Source organism: Maribacter sp. IgM3_T14_3, assembly GCF_049603095.1.
In the GTDB taxonomy this organism is placed as follows: Bacteria; Bacteroidota; Bacteroidia; order Flavobacteriales; family Flavobacteriaceae; genus Maribacter.
The window spans coordinates 934,058-949,589 of the sequence record NZ_CP187138.1; the positions used below are offsets into that span (position 1 = coordinate 934,058).

Below are 15,532 nucleotides of genomic sequence, written 5' to 3' on the forward strand. Positions count from 1 at the left end.
GGATATCTTAATATCTGTTACAAATTTAACATTCCTTTAATATGTGATTTTATAAGTACGTGGCTCTTTTTCTTCCCATTTACCTTCATATGTACCACATTCTGTTGGTCATCATAGATATCGGTCAAGATTTCGTTTACGATACCAATTTGCTTTAAGGTTTTAAGGGGAACATTAGGCACTTCTAAATAACAAATAACCATATCGGTATCGTACTTATGCCCTATAAAATTATACTTCGCAGTTGCTCCGTTTATTTCGACCAAGAATTTGGCGCGTAGGTATTTCTCAAGATATTCTTTGTCTAGCGTCGATTCTTTTTTTGTACCCAAATTGGTAATGATGCCGTATCGCTCTTTTAATACCGCATTCATATCATCAATAAATACGCGGGTAATTATTTGTACCGATTCATCTTTTTCTGAGTAATCTACATTGGTGACACTTATGTAAAATTTATGCGCGCCCGTAAAAGCAAAAAGTGGCAGTAGCATAAACAACACTGCAGTTCTAACTAGTTTCATCTGGTACCTTTTAATATCTTGTGTACAAACCATATGCCAAAGATAATCAGCTTAATCTAAAGCATTATATTCTCTATACAACAGGCTTTTCTTTCGTAAATACTCCCAAATATCTAATTCGCTATGGGTATCTACAACTTCTTGAAATCGTGGGTCGACCTCACAGTAATATAAAAAATCGTCTATTTTATCTAGCGGAATCGATAGCTGTTTTACATAAACACTATCGGCATAAAAGTCTCTTACCCGCTCTGTTCTATTATAAAGATTATTTCGCTCTACCCTATTCTTCAGCATTTTGGTACGACCAGAAATTCCGTTCAACAAAGCATCCATACTCATAATGGGGTTTGCGGTTGCGGCTTGTAGCTCTCGCTCTGCCTTGGTCGGTATTTTTACATATGCATTGGGCAGCCCCAAGGTAGATGCGGTTACCACTGGATCTAAATCTAAGGTCGGTAGGTCTCTGAGCAAATTACCACTAAGATTATAGGGTGTTACCGTAACTTCATCTAATTCGGTCAGAGCATCTTCTAAACCTACAGATATCAGCTTACTCTCATAAATTGCCATACTGACCACTACAATTTTCTTTTTGTACTGTATTGCAGAAAACTCAAGGGTATCTAAAAGTCGAACGGGAATAGAAAAATACCCGTTTTCGTCTGTAATAGAAGCCCTGTTCGAGGTTAAATTAATTACATGGGTAGCGGCAACATCACCATCATCGCTATATACCCTACCTTCAAGTTTGGTATACTCACCTGTTTGCGCCCATGAAAAAACACTAAATAAAAATAAAAATAAAAGGAGATTACCTCTCATCTAAACCTTTAAGAAACGATTTACTATTATTGACCAAAGCATCGATCAACTGAAATTCATTTTCCTTTTTTAGTAACGATTGAACAGGCATTTTGTCATCACAGTAAAACAAAAACTCATTAATTTTATCTTGAGGTATATTTAAATCTACCACGAAGAAAGAATCATCGTAAACCTGTCGTAGCACTTCGCTCAATTTTAATTTCGGACCTTCTTCTACATTTTCGTTTTGCGATTTGAAAATGGCCCTAAATATGTTTACAAAATTTAGACCGTCTTGCATACCCTTCTCAGCATCTGTCATGGCGATATTATCTACCTTGGTACCACGGTCAATTTCGTATTCAAATTCTTTAAACTCTTGGTTCTTTACGGCTAAAAAACGCTCTTGCTGTTCTGGGGTAATTACCACCTCGTCTAGCTCTGTCACTTTTTCGTTAACTTCCACCACCAAACGATTGTTAGCTAAAATTTCTTCGGTTACCGTAACGACTTTAATATTATAGTTAACGGCTGAAAAAACAAGTTGATCACCCACTTTTACATTGATTCGAAATAAACCTTGATCATTGGTAATTGTAGCCCTCTCAGTGGTTGCATTGACGACATTTTCATTCGGCACACCAATGTTCATGTAAATTACAGACCCACTTAATGGTTGTCTGGTATCGTCTTGTGAAAAGCCTGATACAGATATAAATAATACGAGTAAAAAAAGTATTTTTTTGGTCATTTAGTGTTTTTTAAACTGATAATACCCAATGTTAGGGCATTTAAAAGATAAAGAAAAGATTTGTAATCTTCATAAAAAAAAACCCGTCAATAAACTTTTGTTAATTTCTTAATCTGCCTTGATCAGCAGCACATTTGACCTTTTCCTAAATTTGGCATCGAAATTGACCCCTTTCAACGAAGATTGATGTTCTTTAACCCATTACCCTATTATTTCAACTTATAAATAAAGGGTATTAAGAAGATAATTCTATTTTTGTTCATCACTATTTTCTCGTCTTAAGACACTAAGTATGAAAGCAATAATATTCTTTATTTTTTTTACCATAGTAACAATACCTACCGTATTCGGACAAATAAAAATAGGTGACAACCCCCAAAATATTGATACTTCATCGGTTTTAGAGCTTGAAAGCACTTCTAAAGTATTGGTCATTACCCGTGTAACTACCTTAGAGATGGAAGCTATTACACCCCAACGTGGTGGTATGGTTTATAACACCGATACCGAATGTATCAATTATTACGATGGTACCCAATGGGTGAATTTGTGCGATGCTGTAAATTTTGAAATCACCAACGATCCCATAATTAACGGAAGAAGCACTATCGAAATAACAGAATCTGCTGGTGGTTATAATTTAGAAGTTGCCAAGAACAGTATTTTAGGCGATAACATTGTTGATGGCGGTATAGGGCCAGATGATATTCAAGATAATTCGATTACCCAAGATAAACTTGCAGCCGAATCTGTCGGTTCTAGTGAAATAAGACAAAACGCGGTCGGATCTGAAGAAATTAGAGATGGCAGCATTGCCCCTGCAGATATTGCCAATTTTATACCGGGACAAGTATTGACTACAGATGAAAACGGTATTGTACAATGGGAAGACACTGACGGACTTTTCGATTTAACGTTCAACAAATTAGATACTACGCTGACTATTGCCAGATCTACCATAGCGGGAGTTTCTACCATTAGCTTAGAAGCTTTAATAGGTTCTGATGATCAGCAATTGAGCTTAGATAACAATATTCTAAGTTTAGAAAATGACGAAGTAGATATAGATCTTTCTACGTATTTACAGACTTTGAGTATTAACCCAGCAGGCACTCAAATTAGTCTGACCAATGGCGGAACGGTTACCCTTCCTGCCGCAGCTGCAGAAGTTGATGGTATTGTTGGAAATGAAATTTTAAATGCTTATGATGGTACCTTGGTACGTTATGGGGGTGGTACAGATACAAACCCATATACTTTAGACGTTAACGCAGGTGGTATTGACACTGAAGAATTAGCGAATAATGCAGTTACTAACATTAAGTTGGCAGACAACTCGGTTAGAACGGCAAACATTTTAAATGGTACTATTTCTACCCTCGATATTGCCCCTGCAGCAGCTGCACCCGTAAATACTCAAATTTTAACTACCAGTACTGCTGGGGTTGTAGGATGGATTGATATACCTGAAGGAACTGTTAATACTGATAGTCAAAACCTAACACTTTCAGGCAACACTTTAGCTATTTCTGGTGGTAATGATGTTGACCTTAGTACAATAACAACAGCGACATCAAATTTAAATGATGGATTTATTTTTGTAGGTAATGCAGCAACCACACCAACAGCTGTTGCCGTAGGTGGTGATGTTACCATGAATAATATTGGTGAGTTTGCAATTGAAGATGAAGCGGTTACACCTATTAAAATTGAACCAGGCCTTAATGGTCAGTTTTTAAGTACAGTAGCAGGTGCAGTAACTTGGGTAGCAGCACCAAATGGGACTGGAGGAGGTGATGATGACCAGAATGCAAGTGAAGTAGCTTTTACACCAATTGGCAATACAATAAGTACCGATGTACAAAATGCAATTGCTGAATTACAGACTGAAATCGACGGAATAACTGTTGCAGGAGGCGAAACTAATACAGCTTCTAACCAAGGCATTGCAGGAGTACCAACTTTTATTCAAAAGAATGGCGCCGATCTTGAATTCAGAAGCGTAAATGCTGGCTCAAACAAAATTACTGTGACCGAGGATGCTGTCAACAATGAAATCCTTGTCGATATCAATGATACAAACCTAACAATAAGAGAAAGCCAAATTTCAGACCTAACTCACACTATCAATACCGATAATCAGATTGCATCGGCAGTTCCTTTTACTGCAGTAGGAAATACAACAAGTACAGATGTGCAGGCCGCTATTGTAGAAATTCAAACGGAAATTGATGGAATTACCATTACTGGCGAAACCAATACAGCTTCAAATCAAGGGATTGCAGGAGTTCCTGTTTTCATTCAAAAAAATGTTGCAGATCTTGAATTCAGAAGTGTAAATGCAGGCTCAAATAAAATAACCGTTACCGAAGATGCTATCAATAACGAAATCCTGGTGGATATCGTTGACACAAACCTAGCGATATCGGAAAGCCAAATTTCAGACCTAACTCACACTATCAATACAGATAATCAGATTGCTTCAGCTGTTCCTTTTACTGCAGTTGGAAATACCGTTAGTACCGATGTACAAGCCGCTATTGTAGAAATTCAAACCGAAATTGATGGAATCACCATTACTGGCGAAACAAATACAGCTTCAAATCAAGGAATTGCAGGAGTTCCAGTTTTTATTCAAAAAAATGGTGTCGATCTTGAATTTAGAAGCATAAATGCCGGCTCAAACAAGATTACTGTGACCGAGGATGCTGTCAACAACGAAATCCTTGTCGATATCAATGATACAAACTTAACAATTACGGAAAGTCAAATTTCAGACCTGACTCACACCATAAATACCGATAACCAGATTGCATCGGCAGTTCCTTTTACTGCTGTTGGAAATACTGTTAGTACCGATGTACAAGCAGCTATTGTAGAAATTCAAACCGAAATTGATGGATTAAATGCTGGCGATAATTTATCTAACACCAACTTAATTCAAACCGCTGATAGAACATATGATTTAGACGAAAATAATTTAACTTTTGATATTACTAATAGCGTGCTTTCTTTTGCTGGCGCAAATAGCAATGTTGGAATTGGAAATATTTCTCCTCAAGATAAATTAGATGTCGATGGTCAAATTAGAGCAAGAAATGGTTTTGCCGCAAGCAACGGTAGTGCCGGAGCTCCTTCATTAGGGTTTTACAATGATTCTGATACAGGAATTTTTCGAGGGAATTTAGTTGATTATTTAAGATTTTCAACTGATGGAGAAGAAGCAATGATTATTGACCCAACCCAAAATATAGGTATCGGACCAACTTTTGCTACAGGTACTGCAGTTGGTGCCAGATTACATGTAGATGGCGACATCATAGCAGATGGAACAATTTCAGCGACAGCTTATATCACCGTACCAGATTACGTTTTCCAAAAATATTTCTTAGGCAATTCTATTTTGAATCCAAATTATGAATTTTCCAACTTGTCTGAAATTGAAAAATTTGTAAAAGAGAACAACCACTTACCTGGCATCAAATCTGCAGCAGCAGTTAAAGAGCAAGGTTTTTGGGATTTAGGAGAGGCATCTAGAGTTAACCTAGAAAAAATAGAAGAACTATTTTTGCATACTATTGAGCAAGAAAAGAAAATTAAAGAATTGCAGAGTGCCAATACTAACATGAGTACAGAATTAGAGGGGTTAAAAGCCCAAATGGCAGAGATCAAAACCATGTTATTAGAAAAGCAGAACGACTAATGAATACATACACACACATACTTTTCTTTCTGTTTTCGGCAACTCTATCTGCCCAAACAGCATTATACAATAACGGCAACTTACGCATACACGAAGGTGGGCAAATTGGTTTTCATACCAACCTTATTAATGAATCGCCGACGGACAACAACCTTGGGCTAGCTGGTTTTTACGGTTCTGAGCTATTGACCGTTTCGGGCAGTGTTACTCCGCAGTTCTATGATATGGAAATTGCTTTGGAGAATAATATGCAGCTGAACCTTGGTATGGACAATATCAATAACACCAATTTCATTTTTGGTAGTATTCTTACTCCCCTAACCCAACCAGATATTTTTTACAATTTCGTAGACAACTCGTTTTATAGTGGCGAAAATGACTTTAGTAAAATAGAAGGGTACGCGGCAATTACCAATCAGCAAAACTTTGGTTTCCCGGTAGGTGATGTGCAATTTTTAAGACCGTTACTAATTAATTCTGAGAGTGTAAATCTGTTTGCTAAATGCGCTTATTTTTATGAAGATGCCAACAGCCCAGCTTCTTTATCAGGTTCTTATAGCACAGCTTCAACAGCGTTAGATGTAGAAATTGTGAGCGATACAGAATTTTGGCGTTTAGAAGGTACCGTTGCCTCTACCGTAACCTTAAGCTGGAATTTGCGTAGCAATTTAAGTAGCTTAACAGAAAATGTAGATGATATTATACCTGTTGGCTGGAGCAAAGCTTCGCAGCAATGGGTCAATTTAATTGGCAGTGCACCCGTAGGTGCCGTAAATGAAGGCTTTGTTACTACCGAATCGTTTACACCAGATGATTACGAACTTTTATCGTTCGGGGTGTCTAAAAGTCCGTTCGAACCTTTATCTAGAGACGTACTTTTTATAGATAACTTCTTTGTTTCTGTAAATGGAGACGGTATCAACGACAGCTTTTACATAGAAGAATTAGAAGATTATGATAGTAATTTTCTTCAAATCTATGATCGCTACGGACTAAAAGTGTTCGAAAAAACAGATTACGTAGATGATTTTGTCGGATTTTCTAATCTGAACAATGTCCCTTTCGGTGAAGAAAAAGGCTTGCCTACTGGCGTCTATTTTTATACGATTTACATTCCTGAAGGCGACTTAAATTATCAAGGCTTTTTATACCTATCTAGATAACCAATTCAGCTATTTAGTTGATTTCCAATCAACTTTATTCGAAAGAAATATCTTACCATAAAAATAGCTTCCTACACATTTATATTCTTTTACCCCTAGATTAAACGCATATTTCAACGATGTAATGAAAGGTTTATCGGGTTTCCCAACATATTCCCTTAGGTTCACAACATAATATATTTTTCCTACATAGACGGTTTTATTTTTACAGATGATAACATATTCCCCAATATTTAGATGTCTACAAAAATTAAATTTCTATTACTCTTCGTTTTTATTTCTTTCTGTGCAAATGCACAGGTGAAAATAGGTCAGAACCCCAATATTATAAATTCCGCTTCTATTGTCGAATTAGAAAGTACAGATAAAGCACTTGTGCTTACGAGACTTACTACAGCTCAAATGCAAGCAATTAATCCGCTAAACGGTGCAGTAGTTTATAATACCGACACGCAATGTGTGCATTACTATAACGGATTGATATGGACAAACCTTTGCGATGGCAATTCTACTTCTTCATTTTCATTTACTGATAACGGCAATGGAACCATTACACTTTCTGACGGAAACGGAAATAATGTAACCTTTAATGGGGCAGCACAAACCATATCTACACTTGCAGATAATGGTGATGGCACATACACCTATACCAACGAAAACGGAATAGAAACAGTTATTTCTATCGTTAGTACTGACAATCAAAATTTACAGACCGACAATACACCTGGGAATATTAGTATTGATAACGGTAACGCTATTGCAATCAATGTAGATGATGCAGATGCAGATGACCAAAATGAAATTCAAACTTTAAATTATACTTCGGGAGTATTAACACTATCTAACGATCCAAATGCAACAACGGTCGATTTATCAGCATTTGATGATAATGCTGCCGATGATTTTTCAGGAAGTTTCAATGATTTAAGTGACCTACCTGCAAATTTAGATACAGACGCAACAGATGATTTTAATACAGGAATCTCTTTTGACGGAACAAACTTAACCGTATCTGATGCCGGTGGCGATGTAAGCACTAATATTAGCGGACTTGCATATGATGATACTGCTATTCAGGCGGATATAAATCAAAACGAACTAGATGCCGATAACGCAATAGCAGCGGTAGATACTAAAATAGATAACCATATTATTGCGGACGAGGATACTTCTGCAACAAACGAACTTTCTGACCTGAGCTTAAGTGCTACCAACATTCTTACCTTAACGAATGCTGAAGCTGGCGCAACAGGTGTAGATCTTTCAGGATATGTTTCTACGGACGATCAGAATCTTGAATCCGCTACCCTTTCTGGTACTAGCGAACTAGGTATAAACATAGAGGGTGGTAACAATGTTACCGTTGACCTTTCTGCTTTGGAAGAATCAGCGGATATTACAGCTGTTCAGGATGATGTAAACCAGAACGAACTTGATGCCGATAACGCAATAGCAGCGGTAGATACCAAAATAGACAATCATATTATTGCAGATGAGGATGTTTCTGCAACAAACGAACTTTCTGACCTGAGCTTAAGTGCTACGAACATTCTTACGTTGACCAACGCAGAAGTTGGTGCGACAGGTGTAGATCTTTCAGGATATGTTTCTACGGATGACCAGAATCTTGAATCCGCTACACTTTCGAGTGCTAGCGAACTAGGTATAAACATTGAAGGTGGTAACGATGTTACCGTTGACCTTTCTGCTCTTGAGGAATCAGCCGATATTACAGCTGTTGACAATAAAGTGGATGCTCACATTCTTGCAGATGAAGATGTTTCCGCAACTAACGAACTTTCAGACCTAAGCTTAAGTGCCACCAACATTCTTACGTTAACGAATGCGGAAGCTGGCGCGACAGGTGTTGATCTTTCAGGATATGTTTCTACGGATGATCAGAATCTTGAATCCGCTACACTTTCGAGTGCTAGCGAACTAGGTATTAACATAGAAGGTGGTAACGATGTTACCGTTGACCTTTCTGCTTTGGAAGAATCAGCCGATATTACAGCTGTTGACAATAAAGTGGATGCTCACATTCTTGCAGATGAAGATATTTCTGCAACAAACGAACTTTCTGACCTGAGCTTAAGTGCTACCAATATTCTTACGTTGACCAACGCAGAAGCTGGTGCAACAGGTGTAGATCTTTCAGGATATGTTTCTACTGACGACCAGAATCTTGAATCCGCTACCCTTTCAGGTACTAGCGAACTAGGTATTAACATTGAAGGTGGTAACGATGTTACCGTTGACCTTTCTGCTTTGGAGGAATCTGACGATATTATTGCCGTACAGAATGATGTGGACCAAAACGAACTTGATGCCGATAACGCAATAGCAGCGGTAGACACTAAAATAGATACCCATATTCTTGCGGACGAGGATACTTCTGCAACAAACGAACTTTCTGACCTGAGCTTAAGCGCTACCAACATTCTTACCTTGACCAATGCGGAAGCTGGCGCGACAGGTGTAGATCTTTCCGGATATGTTTCTACGGACGACCAGAATCTTGAATCCGCTACTCTTTCGAGTGCTAGCGAACTAGGTATTAACATAGAAGGCGGTAACGATGTTACCGTTGACCTTTCTGCTTTGGAAGAATCAGCGGATATTACAGCTGTGGACAATAAAGTGGATGCTCACATTCTTGCAGATGAAGATGTTTCTGCAACAAACGAACTTTCTGACCTGAGCTTAAGCGCTACCAATATTCTTACGTTGACCAACGCTGAAGCTGGTGCAACCGGTGTAGATCTTTCCGGATATGTTTCTACGGACGACCAGAATCTTGAATCCGCTACACTTTCGAGTGCTAGCGAACTAGGTATTAACATAGAAGGCGGTAACGATGTTACCGTTGACCTTTCTGCTTTGGAGGAATCTGACGATATTATTGCCGTACAGAATGATGTGGACCAAAACGAACTTGATGCCGATAACGCAATAGCAGCGGTAGACACTAAAATAGATACCCATATTCTTGCGGACGAGGATACTTCTGCAACGAACGAACTTTCTGATCTAAGCTTAAGTGCTACGAACATTCTTACGTTGACCAATGCAGAAGCTGGCGCAACCGGTGTAGATCTTTCAGGATATGTTTCTACGGACGATCAGAATCTTGAATCCGCTACGCTTTCGGCTGCTAGCGAACTAGGAATAAACATTGAAGGTGGTAACGATGTTACCGTAGACCTTTCTGCTTTGGAAGAATCAGCCGATATTATTGCAGTTCAGGATGATGTTGACCAGAACGAACTTGATGCCGATAACGCAATTGCTGCGGTAGACACCAAAATAGATAACCATATTCTTGCAGATGAAGATGTTTCTGCAACAAACGAACTTTCTGATCTTAGCTTAAGTGCTACCAACATTCTTACCTTAACGAATGCAGAAGCCGGTGCGACAGGTGTAGATCTTTCCGGATATGTTTCTACGGACGATCAGAATCTTGAATCCGCTACACTTTCGGCTGCTAGCGAACTAGGAATAAACATTGAAGGTGGTAACGATGTTACCGTTGACCTTTCTGCTCTTGAGGAATCAGCCGATATTACAGCTGTGGACAATAAAGTGGATGCTCACATTCTAGCAGATGAAGATGTTTCTGCAACGAACGAACTTTCTGATCTTAGCTTAAGTGCTACCAACATTCTTACCTTAACGAATGCAGAAGCCGGTGCGACAGGTGTAGATCTTTCCGGATATGTTTCTACGGACGATCAGAATCTTGAATCCGCTACACTTTCGGCTGCTAGCGAACTAGGAATAAACATTGAAGGTGGTAACGATGTTACCGTTGACCTTTCTGCTTTGGAAGAATCAGCGGATATTACAGCTGTTCAGGATGATGTAAACCAGAACGAACTTGATGCCGATAACGCAATTGCTGCGGTAGATACCAAAATAGATAACCATATTCTTGCAGATGAAGATGTTTCTGCAACAAACGAACTTTCTGATCTTAGCTTAAGTGCTACCAACATTCTTACCTTAACGAATGCAGAAGCCGGTGCGACAGGTGTAGATCTTTCCGGATATGTTTCTACGGACGATCAGAATCTTGAATCCGCTACACTTTCGGCTGCTAGCGAACTAGGAATAAACATTGAAGGTGGTAACGATGTTACCGTTGACCTTTCTGCTCTTGAGGAATCAGCCGATATTACAGCTGTGGACAATAAAGTGGATGCTCACATTCTAGCAGATGAAGATGTTTCTGCAACGAACGAACTTTCTGATCTAAGCTTAAGTGCTACGAACATTCTTACGTTGACCAATGCAGAAGCTGGCGCAACCGGTGTAGATCTTTCAGGATATGTTTCTACGGACGATCAGAATCTTGAATCCGCTACGCTTTCGGCTGCTAGCGAACTAGGAATAAACATTGAAGGTGGTAACGATGTTACCGTAGACCTTTCTGCTTTGGAAGAATCAGCCGATATTATTGCAGTTCAGGATGATGTTGACCAGAACGAACTTGATGCCGATAACGCAATTGCTGCGGTAGACACCAAAATAGATAACCATATTCTTGCAGATGAAGATGTTTCTGCAACAAACGAACTTTCTGATCTTAGCTTAAGTGCTACCAACATTCTTACCTTAACGAATGCAGAAGCCGGTGCGACAGGTGTAGATCTTTCCGGATATGTTTCTACGGACGATCAGAATCTTGAATCCGCTACACTTTCGGCTGCTAGCGAACTAGGAATAAACATTGAAGGTGGTAACGATGTTACCGTTGACCTTTCTGCTCTTGAGGAATCAGCCGATATTACAGCTGTGGACAATAAAGTGGATGCTCACATTCTAGCAGATGAAGATGTTTCTGCAACGAACGAACTTTCTGATCTTAGCTTAAGTGCTACCAACATTCTTACCTTAACGAATGCAGAAGCCGGTGCGACAGGTGTAGATCTTTCCGGATATGTTTCTACGGACGATCAGAATCTTGAATCCGCTACACTTTCGGCTGCTAGCGAACTAGGAATAAACATTGAAGGTGGTAACGATGTTACCGTTGACCTTTCTGCTTTGGAAGAATCAGCGGATATTACAGCTGTTCAGGATGATGTAAACCAGAACGAACTTGATGCCGATAACGCAATTGCTGCGGTAGATACCAAAATAGATAACCATATTCTTGCAGATGAAGATGTTTCTGCAACAAACGAACTTTCTGATCTTAGCTTAAGTGCTACCAACATTCTTACCTTAACGAATGCAGAAGCCGGTGCGACAGGTGTAGATCTTTCCGGATATGTTTCTACGGACGATCAGAATCTTGAATCCGCTACACTTTCGGCTGCTAGCGAACTAGGAATAAACATTGAAGGTGGTAACGATGTTACCGTTGACCTTTCTGCTCTTGAGGAATCAGCCGATATTACAGCTGTGGACAATAAAGTGGATGCTCACATTCTAGCAGATGAAGATGTTTCTGCAACGAACGAACTTTCTGATCTAAGCTTAAGTGCTACGAACATTCTTACGTTGACCAATGCAGAAGCTGGCGCAACCGGTGTAGATCTTTCAGGATATGTTTCTACGGACGATCAGAATCTTGAATCCGCTACGCTTTCGGCTGCTAGCGAACTAGGAATAAACATTGAAGGTGGTAACGATGTTACCGTAGACCTTTCTGCTTTGGAAGAATCAGCCGATATTATTGCAGTTCAGGATGATGTTGACCAGAACGAACTTGATGCCGATAACGCAATTGCTGCGGTAGACACCAAAATAGATAACCATATTCTTGCAGATGAAGATGTTTCTGCAACAAACGAACTTTCTGATCTTAGCTTAAGTGCTACCAACATTCTTACCTTAACGAATGCAGAAGCCGGTGCGACAGGTGTAGATCTTTCCGGATATGTTTCTACGGACGATCAGAATCTTGAATCCGCTACACTTTCGGCTGCTAGCGAACTAGGAATAAACATTGAAGGTGGTAACGATGTTACCGTTGACCTTTCTGCTTTGGAAGAATCAGCGGATATTACAGCTGTTCAGGATGATGTAAACCAGAACGAACTTGATGCCGATAACGCAATTGCTGCGGTAGATACCAAAATAGATAACCATATTCTTGCAGATGAAGATGTTTCTGCAACAAACGAACTTTCTGATCTTAGCTTAAGTGCTACCAACATTCTTACCTTAACGAATGCAGAAGCCGGTGCGACAGGTGTAGATCTTTCCGGATATGTTTCTACGGACGATCAGAATCTTGAATCCGCTACACTTTCGGCTGCTAGCGAACTAGGAATAAACATTGAAGGTGGTAACGATGTTACCGTTGACCTTTCTGCTTTGGAAGAATCTGACGATATTACAGCTGTTCAGGATGATGTAAACCAGAACGAACTTGATGCCGATAACGCAATCGCGGCGGTAGATACCAAAATAGATAATCATATTCTTGCAGATGAAGATGTTTCTGCAACCAACGAACTTTCTGACCTGAGCTTAAGCGCTACCAATATTCTTACGTTGACCAACGCTGAAGCTGGTGCGACAGGTGTTGATCTTTCAGGATATGTTTCTACGGACGACCAGAATCTTGAATCCGCTACACTTTCGAGTGCTAGCGAACTAGGTATTAACATAGAAGGCGGTAACGATGTTACCGTTGACCTTTCTGCTCTTGAGGAATCAGCCGATATTACAGCTGTGGACAATAAAGTGGATGCTCACATTCTAGCAGATGAAGATGTTTCTGCAACGAACGAACTTTCTGATCTAAGCTTAAGTGCTACGAACATTCTTACGTTGACCAATGCAGAAGCTGGCGCAACCGGTGTAGATCTTTCAGGATATGTTTCTACGGACGATCAGAATCTTGAATCCGCTACGCTTTCGGCTGCTAGCGAACTAGGAATAAACATTGAAGGTGGTAACGATGTTACCGTAGACCTTTCTGCTTTGGAAGAATCAGCCGATATTATTGCAGTTCAGGATGATGTTGACCAGAACGAACTTGATGCCGATAACGCAATTGCTGCGGTAGACACCAAAATAGATAACCATATTCTTGCAGATGAAGATGTTTCTGCAACAAACGAACTTTCTGATCTTAGCTTAAGTGCTACCAACATTCTTACCTTAACGAATGCAGAAGCCGGTGCGACAGGTGTAGATCTTTCCGGATATGTTTCTACGGACGATCAGAATCTTGAATCCGCTACACTTTCGGCTGCTAGCGAACTAGGAATAAACATTGAAGGTGGTAACGATGTTACCGTTGACCTTTCTGCTTTGGAAGAATCAGCGGATATTACAGCTGTTCAGGATGATGTAAACCAGAACGAACTTGATGCCGATAACGCAATTGCTGCGGTAGATACCAAAATAGATAACCATATTCTTGCAGATGAAGATGTTTCTGCAACAAACGAACTTTCTGATCTTAGCTTAAGTGCTACCAACATTCTTACCTTAACGAATGCAGAAGCCGGTGCGACAGGTGTAGATCTTTCCGGATATGTTTCTACGGACGATCAGAATCTTGAATCCGCTACACTTTCGGCTGCTAGCGAACTAGGAATAAACATTGAAGGTGGTAACGATGTTACCGTTGACCTTTCTGCTTTGGAAGAATCTGACGATATTACAGCTGTTCAGGATGATGTAAACCAGAACGAACTTGATGCCGATAACGCAATCGCGGCGGTAGATACCAAAATAGATAATCATATTCTTGCAGATGAAGATGTTTCTGCAACCAACGAACTTTCTGATTTAAGCTTAAGTGCCACGAACATTCTTACTTTAACGAATGCGGAAGCTGGCGCGACAGGTGTAGACCTTTCTGGATATAAATTAATGGGTACTACTGGTTCTATTTTCTTTGCTGATACTGATGGAACCCCTACTGAAGAAAATTCTGAATTATTTTGGGACAATGGAAGTAATAGCCTTGGTGTAGGAACAAATTCACCTTCAAATAAATTAGAAGTTTCAGGCGCAATTCGTTCTCAAGGAATGCTTAATTCTAACGGAACAGTTGGAGAGCCTTCTTATAGATTCTCTGATGATACTAATACGGGAATGTTTAGTCCGAACGATGAACAGATAGGATTTAGTGTTGACGGAGTTGAAGCACTAAGGATTGATGGAACTACAAGTACCACTTCTGTAATTATTAACGAAAATTTAGAATTAGAGGGTGCAGTATTAGATGAAAATGATTCTGCCGGTACTGCAGGGCAAGTACTTAGTTCTACGGCTACAGGTACAGAATGGGTAGATAATTACAACCCTGTAAAAGTAATAGGTAAAATCAGCTCAACTGGTACTATAACTAAGGCAACAACCGGAGTTACTGTTACTAGAATTAGTATTGGTTACTATCGTGTTACATTACCTACAGGTTCAGTATCTGATGCAGATTATATTATACAATTATCACAACCAGGTAGAAATGGTGTTGGTAATGATGATCCAGGTATCTCCTACTCTAACCAAACCACAACAAGTTTTGAGGTAATCATTGGTGATAATGATAATGGTGGTACAGATAGAAGTCGTTTCGATTCTGAATTTATGTTTACTATTTTAGATTTATAAT

6 protein-coding genes are annotated in these 15,532 nt (G+C 39.5%); 3 read left to right on the forward strand and 3 right to left on the reverse strand.

Translation table 11 applies throughout. The features are described 5' to 3' along the window. Positions 1 to 17 precede the first annotated feature (17 nt). From ACPF9A_RS04310 to ACPF9A_RS04320, 3 genes are read right to left on the reverse strand one after another with little or no spacing between them, the layout of a single operon-like run. Entirely contained in the window at positions 18 to 524 is a 507-nt protein-coding gene (locus ACPF9A_RS04310) for a DUF6702 family protein (protein ID WP_424001981.1), read from the reverse strand. Positions 525 to 575: 51 nt separating this feature from the next. Next, positions 576 to 1,349 (reverse strand): hypothetical protein, encoded by a 774-nt coding sequence (locus tag ACPF9A_RS04315; RefSeq protein ID WP_424001983.1) that lies wholly within the window; start codon positions 1,347 to 1,349, stop codon positions 576 to 578. Continuing rightward, a complete protein-coding gene (locus tag ACPF9A_RS04320) occupies positions 1,339 to 2,082 on the reverse strand; it encodes a hypothetical protein (protein ID WP_424001985.1) in 744 nt (247 codons plus the stop codon). Before ACPF9A_RS04320 ends, ACPF9A_RS04315 begins: the two co-directional genes overlap by 11 nt. Positions 2,083 to 2,374: 292 nt before the next feature. Here ACPF9A_RS04320 and ACPF9A_RS04325 point away from each other — a divergent pair, with 292 nt between their 5' ends. The 3 genes from ACPF9A_RS04325 to ACPF9A_RS04335 all read left to right on the forward strand — a co-directional run bounded on the left by ACPF9A_RS04325 (position 2,375) and on the right by ACPF9A_RS04335 (position 15,531). Then, positions 2,375 to 5,785 carry a beta strand repeat-containing protein gene (locus tag ACPF9A_RS04325; protein WP_424001987.1) on the forward strand — a complete coding sequence of 1,137 codons (3,411 nt, stop codon included), beginning with the start codon at positions 2,375 to 2,377 and terminating at the stop codon, positions 5,783 to 5,785. Further along, positions 5,785 to 6,948 (forward strand): gliding motility-associated C-terminal domain-containing protein, encoded by a 1,164-nt coding sequence (locus tag ACPF9A_RS04330; RefSeq protein WP_424001989.1) that lies wholly within the window; start codon positions 5,785 to 5,787, stop codon positions 6,946 to 6,948. Before ACPF9A_RS04325 ends, ACPF9A_RS04330 begins: the two co-directional genes overlap by 1 nt. 237 nt (positions 6,949 to 7,185) lie before the next feature. After that, entirely contained in the window at positions 7,186 to 15,531 is an 8,346-nt protein-coding gene (locus tag ACPF9A_RS04335; protein ID WP_424001991.1) for a beta strand repeat-containing protein, read from the forward strand. The last annotated feature ends 1 nt before the right edge of the window (position 15,532 follow it).